We start from the raw sequence: 16,445 nt of genomic DNA, 5'->3' as shown, positions 1-16,445 counted from the left end.
GGGCGTGTGGCGGGGACGGGAGGCTCGGGGCCGGTGGAACGGGACCGCGCGTCCTGAGGGGACGGTGCGGCTGAGGGGACGGTGCGGTGGTGTGGGAGGGCGTCAGTCGTCGACGCCGTGGCCGGTGGGACGCAGCTCGGCCTCGCGCGAGCGGTACCCCTCGGCCACGGCGCCCGTGAAGGCCTTCGCCCGGGCGTCGACCTGGGCGAGGAGGTGCGCGGCGGAGGGCGTCCGGCTGACGCGCTGTGCGGCGACGAACCCGATGACCACGCCGACGGCGACGAAGAACAGCTGCTTCACGGTGCCTCCCTCTCGCGCACGCCGGAGCGCGCGTCCGACAAGCGTATCGCGGCACCCCGACGGCCCGGGTCCCGCGACGGCACGGTCTGCGCGCCCGCGGGGCCCGGGAACGCAGAACGGCGGGCCGCCCTCCGGAGAGGACGACCCGCCGTTGCCACCGACGCTGGGGTCAGCGGGCTGCGTAGTACTCGACGACGAGCTGCACTTCACAGGTCACGGGGACCTCGGCGCGCTTCGGACGACGGACCAGGCGGGCCTGGAGCTTGTCGATCTCGACGTCCAGGTAGCCCGGGACCTTCGGGAGGACTTCCTGGTGACCACCGGCAGCGGCGACCTGGAAGGGCTCGAGCGACTCGGAGCGCTGCTTGACGTGGATCAGCTGGCCCTCCTTGACGCGGAAGGAGGGGCGGTCGACGAGCTTGCCGTCGACGAGGATGTGACGGTGCACGATCAGCTGGCGGGCCTGCGCGGTCGTCCGGGCGAAGCCGGCACGGAGCACGAGGGCGTCCAGGCGGGTCTCGAGGAGCTCGACGAGGTTCTCACCGGTCAGACCGGCCGACTTGCGGGCCTCTTCGAAGACGATGCGGAGCTGCTTCTCGCGGATGCCGTACTGGGCGCGCAGACGCTGCTTCTCACGGAGACGGACGGCGTAGTCGCTGTCCGCACGACGGCGCGTGCGGCCGTGCTCACCGGGCCCGTAGGGGCGCTTCTCGAGGTAACGGGCCGCCTTCGGCGTCAGCGGGATGCCGAGCGCGCGCGAGAGGCGGGTCTTGCTGCGGGTGCGGGACTTGGTAGACACAGGGTCCTTTTCTCTGTACTGAACTGAAGATGTCACGGGTCTCGGAGCGCGCACGCACCGACGGACCCCGTGACGGGATCCAGAGGGATGAGCCTGTGGGATCGGACGGCTACAGTCCGAACCTCTGCCCCCGTGCCGGGCTGTTGGACCACACGAGGTGGTCCGACTGCTCCGGCACTGTGTCCTCGACGCAGCCGCACGCGAGGACCAGGACGTAGGCCCGTCAACGATAGCAGCACGACGGCCCCGCGCACAGCCTCCATCCGGTGTCGGCGCGTCGGCGTTCAGTCGCCGCGGATGATGCCGCGCAGGCGGTCGAGCCGGGGGCCGATCTCGCGCTCGAAACCGTTCGCCGTCGGTGTGTAGTACTCGGTGCCGTCGATGGCGTCCGGCAGGTACTGCTGGGTGGCGACGCCGTGCTCGGCGTCGTGCGAGTACACGTACCCCTTGCCGTGCCCGAGCCGCTTCGCCCCGGCGTAGTGCGCGTCCCGGAGGTGGTTCGGCACGACGCCCATCCGCCCGGCCTTGACGTCGGCGATCGCCTGGTTCACACCGTTGTACGCCGCGTTCGACTTCGGCGCGGTCGCGAGGTAGACGACGGCCTCGGCGAGCGGGATCCGCCCCTCCGGCATGCCGATCAGCTGCACGGCCTGCGCCGCGGCGACCGCGATCGGTAGGGCCTGCGGATCGGCCATGCCGATGTCCTCCGACGCCGAGATGATGATCCGGCGGGCGATGAACCGCGGGTCCTCCCCCGCCTCGATCATCCGGGCGAGGTAGTGCAGTGCGGCGTCGACGTCGCTCCCCCGCACCGACTTGATGAACGCGCTGATGACGTCGTAGTGCTCGTCGCCGGCCCGGTCGTAGCGGAGCAGTGCGCGGTCGACCGCGGCCGCGACCGTCTCGGCGTCCACGACCGGCGCCGTGCCGTCCTCGCGCTCGTCGTCGTCCTGGCCGGCGACCGCCGACGCCGCGGCTGCCTCGAGCGCGGTCAGGGCCCGGCGGGCGTCCCCCGACGCGAGCCGGACGATCGCGGCGCGGGCTTCGTCGCCGAGGACCACGGCGCCGCCGAGGCCGCGTGCGTCCTCCACCGCGCGGTCCACGAGCATGCCCAGGTCGGCGTCGGTCAACGGCTTCAGGGTGAGCAGGAGCGACCGGGACAGGAGCGGCGAGATGACGGAGAAGGACGGGTTCTCGGTCGTCGCGGCGATGAGGATGACCCAGCCGTTCTCGACACCGGGCAGCAGGGCGTCCTGCTGCGCCTTGCTGAAGCGGTGGATCTCGTCGAGGAACAGCACCGTCGTCGAGCCGTAGAGGTCCCGGTGCGCGAGGGCCTTCTCCATGACCTCGCGCACGTCCTTGACGCCGGCGGTCACGGCGGAGAGCTCGACGAACTCGCGGCCGGACTGCCGGGCGATCGCCTGCGCCAGGGTCGTCTTGCCGGTGCCCGGAGGACCCCAGAGGATCACGGAGACCCCGCCCGGGTGCTCCCGCGTGCCTGTTGCCAACTGCACGAGCGGGGACCCGCGACCGAGCAGGTGCTGCTGTCCCGCCACCTCGTCCAGGCTCGTCGGACGCATGCGGACCGCCAGCGGCACGGAACCCTGCGCGAGACCGGCCCGCCCACCCGTCGTCGGCGCGTTCATCCCCGAGCGGTCTGGTGCCATGCCTCGATGGTAGGCGTCCGCACCGACGTGCTCGCCACCGCACGGCACCGACCCGGGCCCGAGGGGGCGACCCGGTACGCTCGCAACCGACACCGCGACGAGAGGTCAGAAGAGCACCGTGGCACCGAAGAACCAGAGCCGTGAAGCCCGCGAGCGACTCCGTCTCTACCAGGCCAGACAGGGCCTCCACGAGCGTCAGCGACGTCGTCGGGTCCGCGACGACGTCGTCTGGGCCGGGGCCCTCGTGCTGGTCGCCGCGCTCGCGACCGGTTCCCAGTTGGTGTACGCGGCGACGCAGGACGACGACCGCGCCACCGCGTCGGCCAGCGCGACCGGCACCGCCACCCCCACGCCGTCACCCAGCGCGACCGCGGCGGGCACCGGTGACGTGCCGAGCAAGGACATCGCGGCGGGGTCGACCTGGACCGGCTCCCTGACGCTCAACGACGACGTCCGGCTCGGCATCGAGCTCGACGGCGCAGCGGCACCGCAGGCCACCAGCGTCGAGATCGACCTCATCCGCAAGCGGTTCTACCAGGGCACGACCTGCCACCGCCTCGCCGACAGCGACGACTTCCACTTCCTGCAGTGCGGGTCCGCGAACGGGGACGGCACGGGGGACGCCGGCTTCCAGTACGGTCCGCTCGAGAACGTGCCCGAGGACGGCCGGTACGCGGCGGGCACCATCGCCATCGCCCGCGGGTCGTCGCCCGCGTCACAGACCACGCAGTTCTTCATCGTGACGGACGACACCACGCTCGACCCCTCGTCGGGTGGGTACACGGTCGTCGGGAAGGTCACGAGCGGCCTGTCGGACCTCGTGTCGCAGGTGACGTCGAAGGGCATCGCGGACCCCGGCGCCGACGGATCCGGGAAGCCGGAGGTGCCGACGGAGATCACCGGCGCCACGATCGCCCGGGAGAAGTAGTCCACGGCGAAAGCGCACACGCCCGTCGCACGGCCCGACCGTGCAATAGGCTGACGACCTGACCGTGCCGACGGCGACGTCGGTGATGCACGACCACGATCGAGGCGAGACCTGTGGCATCTGACGAAGCAACGACCTGGGGCAGGGTCGACGAGAGCGGGACGGTCTACGTCCGGTACGAGGACTCGGAACGGGTCGTCGGCGAGTACCCGGACGCGTCCGCCGAGGAAGCCCTCGCCTACTTCGCCCGCAAGTACGCCGATCTCGAGGGCCAGGTGAAGATCGCCGAGCAGCGCGTCAAGGGCGGCGCGTCGGCCGGTGACGTCGCCCGTACCGTCGAGCACCTGCGGAGCCTGGTGGCGGACGCGCGGGTCGTCGGGGACATCAAGTCGCTCGAGGACCGCATCGGCGCACTCACCGACCAGGTGGGCTCCCTGACCAAGGAGCAGGCCGCGCAGGCGCAGCAGGCCCTGACCGAGGCGCTCGCGTACCGCACCGCGCTGGTGGAGGAGGCCGAGGCACTCGCCGCGGTCGACCCCGCCCGGGCGCAGTGGAAGCAGGTGACCGCGCAGCTCGACGACGTCTTCGCCCGCTGGCAGCAGCACCAGCACGACGGCCCGCGCATCCCGAAGAACGACGCGAACGACCTGTGGAAGCGGTTCCGGACCGCGCGCTCGACGGTCGACCAGCACCGACGCGCCTTCTACTCGGAGCTGGACTCGCAGCACCGCGATGCCCGAGCCCGCAAGCAGGAACTCGTGCAGCAGGCCGAAGCGCTCGCACCGCGCGGCTCGGACGCGATCCCCGCGTACCGCCAGCTGCTCGACGAGTGGAAGGGTGCCGGGCGCGCCGGCAAGCGTCACGACGACGCGCTCTGGGCTCGCTTCAAGGCCGCCGGCGACGTCCTCTTCGAACAGCGGCACGCCGAGGCGTCCGCCGAGAACGAGGAGTACTCGGCGAACCTCGAGGCGAAGCTGGCGTTGCTCACCGAGGCAGAACCGATCCTGCAGATGCAGGACCGCGCTGCGGCACGCAAGGCGCTGACGGACGTCCAGCGTCGCTGGGACGAGATCGGCCGCGTCCCGCGCGCCGACGTCCGCCGCGTCGAGGACCGCATCCGCGCGGTGGAGGACCACGTCCGTGGCCTCGAGGACCAGCACTGGAAGCAGTCCGACCCGGAGCGCAAGGCACGTCAGACCGGGCTCGCGAGCCAGCTCGAGGGCGCGATCGCGAAGCTCGAGGGCGAGCTCGCCGACGCCGAGGCGAGCGGGGACGCGCGCCGGATCAAGGACGCACGCGAAGCGCTCGACGCCCGCAAGATCTGGCTCGACGCGCTGGGCGGCTGAGCGCTCGACCGACGACGGACGGATGCCCCGTGGCCGATCGGCCACGGGGCATCCGTCTGTCACGTCCCGTCAGGCGGAGACGGGCATGCCCAGCAACGCCCGGATGTCGAGGTCGTCCTGGCGCATCTGCGCGGCGAGCTCGTCCATCCCGCCGAAGGCGACCATCCCGCGGACGTAGGCGACGAACAGCACCGAGATCGTTTCGTCGTACAGGTCGATGTCCACGTCGAGCAGGTGCGCCTCGATCTGCTTCTCCGGGACGCCCTCGAACGTCGGGTTGTTGCCGACCGACACGGCGGCCGGGTACGTCACTCCGTCGTGCACCACGCGGGCGGCGTACACCCCGTCGGCCGGGACGAATCCCTCGCAGTGCGGGTCGAGGTTCGCGGTGGGGTAGCCCATCTCGCGCCCTCGCTGGTTGCCCCGCACGACCGTGCTCCGGACGGCGTGCTCGCGGCCGAGCAACCGTGCGGCCTCGGCGACGCGACCGACGCCGAGGAGTTCGCGGATCCAGGTGGAGGACACGCGTCGCTCCCCCGCCGGACGGACGTCGTCGACCAGGCCGACGTCGTCGATGAGCTCGACGAGGAACCCGTGCCGCTCACCGAGCTCCCGGAGCAGGGCGACGTCCCCGGCACCGCGTGCCCCGAACCGGAAGTCGCTCCCGACGAACACCAGACGCGCGTGCAGCGTGCCCACGAGGATCTCCGACACGAACGACTCGGCGGACTTCGCCTGCAGTTCGGGGTCGAACCGGAGCAGGAGGGTGGCGTCGACGCCGACGTCCGCGAGGAGTTCGCGCCGCTGTGCGGTGCTCGTCAGCGCCGGCGGCACCCGCTGCGGGTCGATCACGTTGAGCGGGTGCTGGTCGAAGGTGACGACGGTCGAGGTGAGACCGCGCGCGCGGGCCGCCTGCTCGAGGTGGGCGATCACGGCGCGGTGCCCGACGTGCACACCGTCGAACTTGCCGATGGTGACGGCACTCGGGCCGAAGTCCGTCGGCACGGCTGCCGGGTCGTCGTAGAACTGCATGCTGGCGTCCCTCCCCGTCACTCGGCGGACCCGAGGTGCTGGTCCGCGGCGGCCGCTGCGGGCGTCGTGCCGCGCTCGACGGCTGCGCGATGGTGCTTCCGGAGCCACCACAGGCCCGCGATCGGCAGCACGAGCGGCGCGAAGGCGTACCCCATGCCGTAGTAGGACCAGATCGTCAGGTCCGGGAACAGCTGGCGGTCGAGCAGCGAGAGCGTCCCGACGACGAGCACGCCGGTCATCTCGAAGACGATGGTCACGCAGGCCACCCGGTACCAGATCCGGCCGGGCACGATGAGGGCGACCATGGCGAGGATGTAGACCACGGCGGCGATGGCGCTCAGCGTGTACGAGAACGGCGCGAAGGAGAAGTCCTCCGCGATCTGCACGACGCTCCGACCGGTGGCGGCCAGGGCGAGGATGCCGTAGACCGCGATGAGGACCCGGCCGACACCGGTGGCCAACGAGGACACCCTCGGTGCCGAGGTGCGCTCGGCCGCGGTGCTCGCCGAGGAGGATCCACCTGCAGAGGACTTGGTCGCCATTGCACCGATCCTACCGACCACCCGGGACACCCGGGCACGGTGACGCGGGGAGCACGGCCGTCGCGTGCAGCACCGTTCCCGTCAGTTCAGCGCGAACCAGATCTGGTACATCCGGTACACCATGACCGCTGCGGTGAACGCACCGGCGCCGAGCACGACGGTGCTCCAGCGCGTGCGGTCGATGAGGGCCCAGACGATCGTGGCGGGCGGTACCAGGACCACCGAGACGGCGTAGACCCAGAACTCGAGCACGTTGCCCTGCGGCGGGTTGCCGACGGCCGGGGCGATGAGCGCCACCACGAACTGGACCAGGAGCAGGAGCTCGACGAGGGCCAGTGCGCCGACGGTGGCATCGTCCGGCTTCCGGCCGACGAGGCCGAGGACGACGGCCGCCACCCCGATGACGCAGGCGATCGCGAACTGCACCCACATGAACCACTCGATCACGCGTTCGCTCCTGCCGCTGTGGGGAAGTTCGTGATGACGCGGAGCTGTCCGCGGCGGACGGCGACGAGCCCGACGAGTCGGTCCCCACCGGTGGCGATGGCGGCCACGGGTCCCTCCGAGTCCGGGTGCTCGACGCTGATCCGCTTGCCGTCACCCAGGTCCTTCGCCTGGTGCCCGTCCAGCTGCACGACCGGGAAGAGTCGCCGTGCCACGTCCGCCGGTCGGGCGAGCGCCCCGTGGACGTCCACGGCGTCGTCCTCGAGGTCGACGGCGTCGTCGACCGTGAAGGGACCGACGACGGTCCGACGGAGCGCGGTGAGGTGTGCGCCGGTGCCGAGCGTGACGCCGACGTCACGGGCGAGTGCCCGGATGTAGGTGCCGGACGAGCAGGACACGACGACGTCGAGGTCGATGACGGAGACGTCGGCTCCGTCGACCGACACGACCCGGTCGACCCGGCCGAGGACCTCGAACCGGTCGACGGTCACGCGCCGGGCGCGGAGTGTGACCGCTTCACCCTTGCGGGCCAGGTCGTAGGCCCGGCGCCCGTCGACCTTGATGGCGCTGACGGTGGACGGGACCTGGTCGATCAGACCGCGGAGCGCGGCGACGGCGGCCTCGATCGCCTGGTCCGAGACGCTGTCCGCAGCCGCACCGACTGACGACACCGGCTCGCCGTCGGCGTCGTCCGAGTCGGTGCCGACACCGAGCCGGATCGTCGCCGTGTAGGTCTTGCCGAGTCCGACCAGGTGCGTCAGGAGCCGGGTGGAGGGGCCGACGCCGAGCAGGAGCAGCCCGGTCGCCATCGGGTCGAGGGTGCCCGCGTGGCCGATCTTCTTGAGGCCGAGTCGTCGGCGGGCGATCGAGACCACGCGGTGGCTCGAGATGCCCTGCGGCTTGTCGACGAGGATGATGCCGTCGGGCGGGGTCACGAGCACCGCAGCAGCGTAGCAGCGGGACCGCTCGCCGTCGCGTCCGCTCGGCCCGACGTGCGACCCGGACGGCCTACCGGTCGCGGCGGGCTCAGCAGGCGTCGTTCCACTCGCGCCGCGGGTGCTCGGGGTCGGTCACGTCGAGCACGGCCGATGCGGCGATCTTCACGTCCGCTCGGCGCTCGAGCCGCCCGGCCTCCTGCTCCACCCAGAGGGACCAGCGCCACAGCGACCGTGTCCCCGGCGCGAGGAGCTTGGCTCCGTGCACGACGAGCACGCCGTCGCCCGCGCCGGTGGTCCGGAACGGGGTCACGAGGTCGGCGCGGAGCGTGTCGGCGTCGGTCGAGGGAGCAGCGGCCGCCATCGCGTGGACGCCGTGCCGCTCGAAGCCGGCGACGAGTGCAGCCGCCACACGTTCGAGGTCGAGGCCGTCCTGTCCGTCGACGGCGACCACGGTGCGGTTCGTCCCGACCTGCGCGATCACCTCGCTCGCGATCGCGGCCATCGTGTCGGTCTCCTGCGGTGCCCAGCGTGCCATGCCACCACCGTAGGCTGTCGTGGTGAACGCGGGCCGAGCCTCCAGTCCGTCGGTGGACGACACCGGCCTCCACACGCGATCCGCCTTCCTGTCCCCCGTGCTCGACTGGTTCCGCCGGGAGGCGCGCGACCTGCCCTGGCGGCGGCCCGGGTTCCCGGCATGGGGCACGCTGGTGAGCGAGGTCATGCTGCAGCAGACGCAGGTCGCCCGCGTCGTCCCCCGGCTGGAGGCGTGGCTCACGCGCTGGCCGACCCCCGCGGACCTCGCGGCGTCGCCGCCCGCGGAGGCCGTACGGGCCTGGGACCGGCTCGGGTACCCGCGCCGTGCGCTGGCGCTGCACGCGGCGGCCACCGCCATCGCGGAACGACACGGGAACGTCGTGCCGCGGGACGTCGACGAGCTCCTGGCCCTGCCCGGCATCGGCGACTACACGGCCCGCGCGGTCGCGGTGTTCGCGTACGGCGACCGGCACCCGGTCGTGGACGTGAACGTGCGGCGGGTGCTCGCCCGGGCCGTGCTCGGGCAGGGCGAGCCCGGACCGGCCAAGGCGAAGCAGGACCTGCCGCTCATGGAGTCCGTGCTCCCGGTCGAGCGCGACGCCGCGGCCGCCACGAACGCGGCCGTCATGGAACTCGGGGCGCTCGTCTGCGTCGCCCGGGTGCCGGCGTGCGACGCGTGCCCGATCGCCGACCGCTGCGCCTGGCGGGCCGCCGGGTACCCGGACCACGACGGTCCACGCGCACCGAAGCAGGCGCGCTTCGCCGGCAGCGACCGTCAGGTGCGGGGCCTGCTCATGGCGGAACTGCGCGCCAGCGACGTGCCGGTCACGACGGACGAGATCGCGCTGGTCTGGCCGGACGCCGAGCAGCGGGACCGGGCGCTCGCCTCGCTGCTGCGCGACGGACTGGCCGAGGGCGACGATGCCGAGGGGTACCGGCTGCCACGTGGCTGAGACGCACGGAGCGCCCGCCACCGACCGGTGACGGGCGCTCCGTGCGCCGATGCGGTCAGCTCCGCGCGGCGTCCGACTCGTCGTCGTCCGACGCCTCGTCGTCCGACGCGTCGTCGTCCTCGTCCTCGTCCTCGTCCTCGTCGTGCTTGTACGGGTCGGCCTCGCCGGCGTACGTGGCGCCGACCGCCGCGGCCTTGACCTGCTGGTCGCGCATCTGCGCCTGCGCGAGCAGGTCCTCGAGGTGCGCCGAGGTGTCGGGCAGGGCGTCGGCGATGAACTCGAGCGACGGCGTCAGCCGGGCCGTGATGTTCTTGCCGACCTCGGTCCGGAGCATGCCGGTCGCGGCCTTGAGCGCGGCGGCCGAGTCGGCACGCTCCTCGTCGGTGCCGTACACCGTGTAGAAGACGGACGCGTGCTGCAGGTCACCGGTTACGCGGACGTCGGTGATGGTGACGAAGCCGAGTCGCGGGTCCCGCAGGCCCTTGTCGAGCCGACGAGCGACGACTTCCTTGATGCGGTCCGCCATCTTGCGTGCGCGCTGCGGATCAGCCATGGGTTCCTCCTTGCGGAACGGGGTGAGGCCCCGCCCCTCCGGTCGGAGAGGCGGGGCCCAGGGTACTCAGTGCGATCAGTCGCGCGGCTTCTCGACGAGCTCGGTGGTCTCGATCTCGTCGCCGACCTGGATGTCGTTGAACTTGCCCAGACCGATACCGGCTTCGAAGTCCGTCCGGACCTCGGTGACGTCGTCCTTGAAGCGACGCAGGGACTCGATGGCGAGCCCGTCCGCGACCACGACGCCGTCACGGATGACGCGCGCCTTCGCGTTGCGCGTGATCGTGCCGGACCGGACGATGACACCGGCGATGTTGCCGAACTTGGAGGAACGGAACACCTCGCGGATCTCCGCGACACCCGACTGGACCTCTTCGTACTCGGGCTTGAGCATGCCCTTGAGCGAGTTCTCGATGTCCTCGAGTGCGTTGTAGATAACCGAGTAGAAGCGGACGTCGATGCCTTCACGGGCAGCGCGCTCGCGGGCCTTGACGTCCGGACGGACGTTGAAGCCGACGACGATCGCGTTGTCGATCGTGGCGAGGTCGATGTCCGACTCCGTGATCGCACCCACACCGCGGTGCAGGATGCGCAGCTGGACGCTGTCGTCCACCTCGATGTCGAGGAGCGACTGCTCGAGTGCCTCCACGGCACCGGAGACGTCACCCTTGATGATGAGGTTGAGCGAGTCGACCTTGCCCTCTTCGAGTGCACGGGTGAAGTCCTCGAGCGAGATGCGCTTGCGGGCCTTGGCCAGCTGGGCGTTGCGCTGCGCGGCTTCACGCTTCTCGGCGATCTGACGAGCGGTGCGGTCGTCCTCGGTGACGAGGAACGTGTCACCGGCGCGCGGCACCGACGACAGACCCTGCACCTGGACCGGACGGGCCGGCGTCGCGGCGTCGACCGCGTTGCCGTTCTCGTCCGCCATCGCACGGACACGGCCGTACGCCGTGCCGGCGACGATCGCGTCACCGACGTGCAGCGTGCCGGACTGGATGAGGACGGTCGCCACCGCACCGCGGCCCTTGTCGAGCCGTGCTTCGATCGCGACGCCTCGGGCGTCCTTGTCGGGGTTGGCACGCAGGTCGAGCCCGGCGTCAGCGGTCAGCAGCACCGCGTCCAGCAGGTCCTGGATGCCGATGTTGTTGCGCGCGGAGACGTCGACGAACATGACGTCGCCGCCGTACTCCTCGGCCACAAGGTTGTACTCAGTGAGCTGCTGGCGGACCTTCGCCGGGTTGGCACCGTCCTTGTCGATCTTGTTGACCGCGACCACGATCGGCACACCGGCCGACTGCGCGTGGTTCAGCGCCTCGATCGTCTGCGGCATGATGCCGTCGTCCGCCGCGACCACGAGGATCGCGATGTCCGTCACCTGGGCACCACGGGCACGCATGGCCGTGAAGGCCTCGTGACCCGGGGTGTCGATGAAGGTGATCGGGCGCTCGATGCCCTCGTGCTCGGTGACGATCTGGTACGCACCGATGTGCTGCGTGATGCCGCCGGCTTCGCCCTCGACGACCTTCGAGTTCCGGATCGCGTCGAGCAGTCGGGTCTTACCGTGATCGACGTGACCCATGACGGTGACGACCGGGGGACGCTGCTGCAGGACGGAGTCGTCCTCGTCGGCGTACTCGGCGTCGATGTCGATGTCGAAGCCCTCGAGGAGCTCCTTGTCCTCGTCCTCGGGCGAGACGACCTGGATCTTGTAGCCGAGCTCCTCGCCGAGGACCTCGAAGGTGGCCTCGTCCAGGGACTCGGTCGCGGTCGCCATCTCACCGAGGTGGAACAGCACCGTCACCAGGTTGCCGGGGCTCGCGTCGATCTTGTCCGCGAAGTCCGAGATGCTCGCACCGCGACGGAGGCGGATGACCGTGTTGCCGTCACCGCGCGGGACCTGCACGCCGCCGAGCGACGGCGCCTGCCGCATCTCGTACTCGGCGCGCTTCGTCCGCTTCGACTTGCGGGCACGGCTCTTGCCGCCACCACGACCGAACGCACCAGCGGTACCACCGCCGGGGCCACGACCACGGCCGCCACCACCTGCGGGGCGCGGACCCGTGAACGCGGGACGGGCGAAGCCGCCACCGGCGCCGGCACCGGCACCACCGGGACGGTTGAACCCGCCACCGGCGCCACCACGACCGCCACCGCCCTGACCCGGGCGCTGCCCGAAGCCGTTCGGTCGGTTGTTCTGGCCGGGACCGCCGGGACGCGGGGCACCCGGGCGGGGCGCACCGGGACGCGGCGGCTGGGGACGGGGGATGCCGTTCCCGCCACCCGCACCGGCGGCCGGGCGCTGGCCCATGCCCTGGTTCGAGGCGAAGGGGTTGTTGCCGGGGCGCGGCGGACGTGCGCCCATGCCCTGGCTCGACGCGTAGGGGTTGTTGCCGGGACGCGCGCCGGGCTTCGGGCCACCCGGCTTCGGGGCGGCACCGGAGGGCTTCGAGGCGCCGGGCTTCACGGCGTCGCTCGGCCCGGAGTCCTTCGGGGCGTCACCGCCCTGCTGGCCCTTCTGCTCGGCGGCCTTCTGCTCCGCGGCGGCCTTGCGGGCGGCCTCGGCCTCGGCCTGGCGCTGCGCGACCGACTTCGGTGCAGCGGGCACCGGCGCGCCGTCGACGGCGGGGGCAGCGGGTGCTGCCTCGACGACGGGCTCGGGCTCGGGGGCGGGTGCCGGACGCTTCGGGCCGGGCTTGGGGCCACCGGGCTTCGGGGCACCGGAACGCGGTGCCGCGGGGGCCTTGGCGGCGGGGGCTGCGGGCGTCGACGACGCGGACGCGCCCTCGGCCTGCAGGGCTGCACGGAGCTTCCGTGCGACGGGGGGCTCGATGCTCGAGCTCGGGCCCTTGACGAACTCGCCGAGCTGCTTGAGCTTCTCGAGTGCGGTCTTGCTGTCGACGCCGAGCTCGCTTGCGATCTCGTGTACGCGTGGTTTAGCCACTGTTCTCCTTCACGGGTCCCACCCCGTCAAGGGGCAGGACTCACTGGATGACGGGTCTCATTTCGAGCCGCTCATCAGTTGTCCATAAGCCGTTCAGCCTGTTCTGTCATGTCCGGGTGCTCGGGTTCCGTGCCGTTCGGGCTCTGCAGCCCGGCGAGGTACTCGCGCACCGCGGACGTGTCGGGATCACGCTCCAGCCGGAGCGCACGGCGGAATGCCCTGCGCTTGACGGCCAGTTCGTACGCTTCGACGGTCGGTGTGAGCCATGCCCCCCGGCCCGGCATGACTGCCTTCGGATCCGCCACGACGGAACCGTCGCTCAGGGCGACGACTCGGAGGAGGGAGGATCGGGTTGCACGACGACGACTGCCGATGCACGTTCTGACGGCGTCCACTCTACTCCTTGACTCCGACGACCGCGATCCGGCGCGCCCGAGGCCTCTCGCCACGAGCGAACCGGACCGCGTCGATGGGGTTGTCGCTCAGTCGTCGCCGTCGAGGATCGAGTCCGGCTGGATGTCGATCCGGGCGCCGGTGAGCTTCGCGGCGAGGCGGGCGTTCTGCCCTTCCTTGCCGATGGCGAGCGACAGCTGGTAGTCCGGCACGAGGGCCCGGACGGCCTTGGTCGAGGCGTCGAGCACGAACGCGCTCGTCACCTTCGCCGGTGACAGGGCGCTCGCGACGAAGGTCGAGAGGTCCGAGGACCAGTCGACGATGTCGATCTTCTCGGCGCCGAGCTCGTTGGTGACCGAGCGCACGCGGGCTCCGAGCTCGCCGATGCAGGCCCCCTTGGCGTTGACCCCGGGCTCGTTCGCCTTGACCGCCATCTTCGTGCGGTGTCCGGCCTCGCGCGCCAGGGAGGTGATCTCCACGACGCCCGACGCGATCTCGGGGACCTCGAGTGCGAAGAGCTTGCGCACGAGGCCCGGGTGCGTGCGGGACACGGTGATCTGCGGACCCTTGTTGCCGCGGCCGACGCTCGTCACGTACACACGGAGTCGCATGCCGTGCGTGTAGGTCTCCCCCGGGACCTGTTCCTCCGGGGGCAGGATCGCCTCGACGGTGCCGAGGTCGACCATGACCATCTTCGGGTTCGGGCCCTGCTGCACGATGCCGGCGACGATGTCGCCCTCCTTGCCGCGGAACTCGCCGAGGATCTTGTCGTCGCCGATGTCGCGGAGACGCTGGTTGATGACCTGCTTGGCCGCGAAGGCCGCGATCCGACCGAAGTCGCTCGGCTGGTCCACGGACTCGCCGATGACGTTGTCGTCCTCGTCGCGCTCGGGGACGAACACCGAGACCTCGCCGGACTTCCGGTCGAGCTCGACCCGGGCCTGGGCGTCGACGGGCTCGTCGTTCTCGGCGCGGTGCTTCTGGTAGGCGGTCAGGATGGCAGATTCGATGATCTGGACGAGCTCGTCGAACGGGATCTCCCGTTCACGCTCCATGAGTCGCAGGACTGCGAGGTCGATCTTCACCGAGGTGCCTCCGTATTCAGATGAGTCGCTCCCGCGGATGGGACCACGCGGAAGCCGTCGTCGATCGTACCGCAGGAACGACGCAAGGCCCGTGGCGGATCCGCCACGGGCCTTGCGTCGGGCGTCCGGCTGGACGCTGGCGCTCAGATCGCGCGCACGGCCTCCAGCAGGTCCGCGACGGGGACCTCCCGGCGGTCGCCGGTCGCCCGGTCCCAGAGTTCGACGATGCCGTCGGCGGCGTTCCGGCCCGCGACGACGACGACCGGCATGCCGAGCAGCTCGGCGTCCCGGAGCTTCACGCCGGGCGAGACCTTCGGGCGGTCGTCGTACACGACCTCGTACCGTTCCGCCTCGAGCTGCGCGACGATCGACTCGGCCAGGTCGAACGCGGTCGCGTCCTTGCCGGTCGCGACGACGTGCACGTCGAACGGTGCGACGTGCTTCGGCCAGGCCAGGCCCTTCTCGTCGTTGTGCGCCTCGGCCAGGATCGCCAGGATGCGCGTCACGCCGATGCCGTACGAGCCCATCGTGACGGTGGCGAGCTTGCCGTTCTCGTCCTGCACCTTGAGACCGAGCGCCTCGGCGTACTTGCGCCCGAGCTGGAAGACGTGGCCGATCTCCATGCCGCGGGCGGTCTCGAGCGGGCCGGAACCGTCGGGGGCCGGGTCGCCGGCGCGGACGTCGGACACCTCGGCGACACCGTCGGCGACGAAGTCACGCCCGGCGACGAGACCGGAGACGTGCACACCGCGCTCGTTCGCGCCCGTGACCCAGCTCGTGCCGTCGACCACGCGCGGGTCGACGAAGTAGCGCAGGCCGGTCGCGCTGTCGGCGCCGAGGACCTGCGGGCCGATGTAGCCCTTCACCAGGCCGCGGTGCTTCCGGAAGTCGTCGTCACCGGCGGCCTCGACCTCGGCCGGGGCGAACGCGACCTCGGCGCGCTTGAGGTCGACGTCGCGGTCCCCGGGGAGTCCGACGACCACGACCTCGCGCGTGCCGTCCAGGTGCGTCAGTGCGAGCACGACGTTCTTCAGCGTGTCCGCCGCGGTCCAGGGCGCACCGGCACGCGGGGCGACCTCGTTGGCGTGCGCGACGAGCGACTCGATCGTCGGGGTGTCCGCCGCGGGCAGGAGCACGGGCTCCGGGAGCCCCTCGGTCGACCGCGCCTCGGGCACCGGCGTCACGTAGGCCTCGACGTTGGCCGCGTAGCCACCGGCGCTCCGGACGAACGTGTCCTCGCCGACCGCGATCGGGTGCAGGAACTCCTCGGACTTCGACCCGCCCATCGCGCCGGCGTCCGCCTTCACGATGACGTACTCGAGGCCGAGCCGGGTGAAGATCCGCTCGTAGGCGTCGCGCATCACCTGGTAGCTGCGCTCCAGGCCGGCGTCGTCGAGGTCGAACGAGTACGCGTCCTTCATGGTGAACTCGCGCCCACGCAGCAGACCGGCGCGGGGCCGGGCCTCGTCGCGGTACTTGTCCTGGATCTGGAACAGCGTGACCGGCAGGTCCTTGTAGGAGGAGTACAGGTCCTTCACCAGGAGCGCGAACATCTCCTCGTGCGTGGGCGCGAGGAGGTAGTCGGAGCCCTTGCGGTCCTGCAGGCGGAACATGCCGTCGCCGTACTCGGTCCAGCGGTTCGTCGCCTCGTAGGGCTCGCGCGGCAGCAGCGCCGGCAGCAGGACCTCCTGCGCCCCGGCGGCGACCATCTCGTCGCGGATGATGCCCTCGATCTTCGCGCGGACCTTCAGGCCCAGCGGCAGCCAGGCGAAGATGCCCGGCGACTGGCGGCGGACGTAGCCGGCGCGGACGAGCAGCTTGTGGCTCGTCACCTCGGCGTCGGAGGGGTCGTCGCGGAGCGTGCGGAGGAAGAGGTGAGAGAGCCGTGTGACCACGCCGCAAGCCTAGCGGCGCGCGGTCGCGGTCCGCCGCGCCTGTGGACGGGAGGCTCCCCCGCCGCCGGTTCCGGGCCGTGCGTCCGGAACGGGGCC

16 protein-coding genes are annotated in these 16,445 nt (G+C 71.5%); 3 read left to right on the top strand and 13 right to left on the bottom strand.

The window, feature by feature from the left end; translation table 11 throughout:
- Positions 1 to 102: 102 nt before the first annotated feature.
- From DEJ32_RS02190 to DEJ32_RS02180, 3 genes are all read right to left on the bottom strand, one after another.
- Positions 103 to 300: a hypothetical protein gene (locus DEJ32_RS02190; RefSeq protein ID WP_110825076.1), complete on the bottom strand. Its 198-nt coding sequence runs from the start codon at positions 298 to 300 to the stop codon at positions 103 to 105.
- A gap of 169 nt (positions 301 to 469) precedes the next feature.
- Entirely contained in the window at positions 470 to 1,099 is a 630-nt protein-coding gene (gene rpsD, locus DEJ32_RS02185) for a 30S ribosomal protein S4 (RefSeq protein WP_110825077.1), read from the bottom strand.
- 284 nt (positions 1,100 to 1,383) lie between these two features.
- Positions 1,384 to 2,745: a replication-associated recombination protein A gene (locus DEJ32_RS02180; RefSeq protein ID WP_110825078.1), complete on the bottom strand. Its 1,362-nt coding sequence runs from the start codon at positions 2,743 to 2,745 to the stop codon at positions 1,384 to 1,386.
- Positions 2,746 to 2,884: 139 nt separating this feature from the next.
- Here DEJ32_RS02180 and DEJ32_RS02175 point away from each other — a divergent pair, with 139 nt between their 5' ends.
- A complete protein-coding gene (locus DEJ32_RS02175; protein ID WP_110825079.1) occupies positions 2,885 to 3,694 on the top strand; it encodes a peptidylprolyl isomerase in 810 nt (269 codons plus the stop codon).
- Positions 3,695 to 3,807: 113 nt separating this feature from the next.
- Positions 3,808 to 5,040 carry a DUF349 domain-containing protein gene (locus tag DEJ32_RS02170; RefSeq protein WP_110825080.1) on the top strand — a complete coding sequence of 411 codons (1,233 nt, stop codon included), beginning with the start codon at positions 3,808 to 3,810 and terminating at the stop codon, positions 5,038 to 5,040.
- Positions 5,041 to 5,109: 69 nt separating this feature from the next.
- Here DEJ32_RS02170 and DEJ32_RS02165 read toward each other — a convergent pair whose 3' ends face one another.
- The 5 genes from DEJ32_RS02165 to DEJ32_RS02145 all read right to left on the bottom strand — a co-directional run bounded on the left by DEJ32_RS02165 (position 5,110) and on the right by DEJ32_RS02145 (position 8,531).
- Positions 5,110 to 6,072 (bottom strand): bifunctional riboflavin kinase/FAD synthetase, encoded by a 963-nt coding sequence (locus tag DEJ32_RS02165; RefSeq protein WP_110900178.1) that lies wholly within the window; start codon positions 6,070 to 6,072, stop codon positions 5,110 to 5,112.
- A gap of 17 nt (positions 6,073 to 6,089) precedes the next feature.
- Complete coding sequence (locus DEJ32_RS02160; RefSeq protein WP_258368869.1) at positions 6,090 to 6,614, bottom strand: hypothetical protein; 525 nt, start codon at positions 6,612 to 6,614, stop codon at positions 6,090 to 6,092.
- An 81-nt stretch (positions 6,615 to 6,695) separates the two neighbouring features.
- Positions 6,696 to 7,061, bottom strand: a complete 366-nt coding sequence (locus tag DEJ32_RS02155; RefSeq protein WP_110825082.1) for a hypothetical protein — start codon at positions 7,059 to 7,061, stop codon at positions 6,696 to 6,698.
- Positions 7,058 to 7,999, bottom strand: coding sequence for a tRNA pseudouridine(55) synthase TruB (gene truB, locus DEJ32_RS02150; RefSeq protein ID WP_110900177.1), 942 nt, complete (start codon positions 7,997 to 7,999; stop codon positions 7,058 to 7,060). The genes DEJ32_RS02155 and truB overlap by 4 nt, the downstream gene beginning before the upstream one ends.
- 85 nt (positions 8,000 to 8,084) lie before the next feature.
- Positions 8,085 to 8,531, bottom strand: coding sequence for a hypothetical protein (locus DEJ32_RS02145; protein WP_110900176.1), 447 nt, complete (start codon positions 8,529 to 8,531; stop codon positions 8,085 to 8,087).
- Positions 8,532 to 8,583: 52 nt separating this feature from the next.
- On the opposite strand from DEJ32_RS02145, the gene DEJ32_RS02140 reads away from it, so the two are divergent.
- The gene (locus DEJ32_RS02140; protein WP_110900175.1) at positions 8,584 to 9,483 is read left to right on the top strand and encodes an A/G-specific adenine glycosylase; all 900 of its coding nucleotides are present in this window, start codon (positions 8,584 to 8,586) and stop codon (positions 9,481 to 9,483) included.
- A 55-nt stretch (positions 9,484 to 9,538) separates the two neighbouring features.
- Here DEJ32_RS02140 and rbfA read toward each other — a convergent pair whose 3' ends face one another.
- From rbfA to DEJ32_RS02115, 5 genes are all read right to left on the bottom strand, one after another.
- On the bottom strand, positions 9,539 to 10,036 hold the full coding sequence (rbfA, locus tag DEJ32_RS02135; RefSeq protein WP_110900174.1) for a 30S ribosome-binding factor RbfA: 498 nt from the start codon (positions 10,034 to 10,036) through the stop codon (positions 9,539 to 9,541).
- A 75-nt stretch (positions 10,037 to 10,111) separates the two neighbouring features.
- Positions 10,112 to 12,976 (bottom strand): translation initiation factor IF-2, encoded by a 2,865-nt coding sequence (infB, locus tag DEJ32_RS02130; RefSeq protein WP_110825087.1) that lies wholly within the window; start codon positions 12,974 to 12,976, stop codon positions 10,112 to 10,114.
- A gap of 74 nt (positions 12,977 to 13,050) precedes the next feature.
- Entirely contained in the window at positions 13,051 to 13,371 is a 321-nt protein-coding gene (locus DEJ32_RS02125; protein WP_110825088.1) for a YlxR family protein, read from the bottom strand.
- Positions 13,372 to 13,458: 87 nt separating this feature from the next.
- Entirely contained in the window at positions 13,459 to 14,454 is a 996-nt protein-coding gene (gene nusA / locus DEJ32_RS02120) for a transcription termination factor NusA (protein WP_110825089.1), read from the bottom strand.
- A gap of 143 nt (positions 14,455 to 14,597) precedes the next feature.
- The gene (locus tag DEJ32_RS02115) at positions 14,598 to 16,349 is read right to left on the bottom strand and encodes a proline--tRNA ligase (protein ID WP_110900173.1); all 1,752 of its coding nucleotides are present in this window, start codon (positions 16,347 to 16,349) and stop codon (positions 14,598 to 14,600) included.
- Positions 16,350 to 16,445: the final 96 nt, after the last annotated feature.

It is taken from the genome of Curtobacterium sp. MCPF17_046 (assembly GCF_003224295.1).
In the GTDB taxonomy this organism is placed as follows: Bacteria; Actinomycetota; Actinomycetes; order Actinomycetales; family Microbacteriaceae; genus Curtobacterium.
The sequence above is the reverse complement of the archived record's forward strand: the minus strand, read 5'-3'. Positions and strand labels throughout refer to the sequence as shown.

Excerpts from the sequence above, each read along its gene's own strand:
- DEJ32_RS02180 (WP_110825078.1), bottom strand. The coding sequence starts at position 2,745 with ATGAACGCGCCGACGACGGGTGGGCGGGCCGGTCTCGCGCAGGGTTCC.
- DEJ32_RS02165 (WP_110900178.1), bottom strand. The coding sequence starts at position 6,072 with ATGCAGTTCTACGACGACCCGGCAGCCGTGCCGACGGACTTCGGCCCG.
- DEJ32_RS02160 (WP_258368869.1), bottom strand. The coding sequence starts at position 6,614 with ATGGCGACCAAGTCCTCTGCAGGTGGATCCTCCTCGGCGAGCACCGCG.
- DEJ32_RS02145 (WP_110900176.1), bottom strand. The coding sequence starts at position 8,531 with ATGGCACGCTGGGCACCGCAGGAGACCGACACGATGGCCGCGATCGCG.
- rbfA (WP_110900174.1), bottom strand. The coding sequence starts at position 10,036 with ATGGCTGATCCGCAGCGCGCACGCAAGATGGCGGACCGCATCAAGGAA.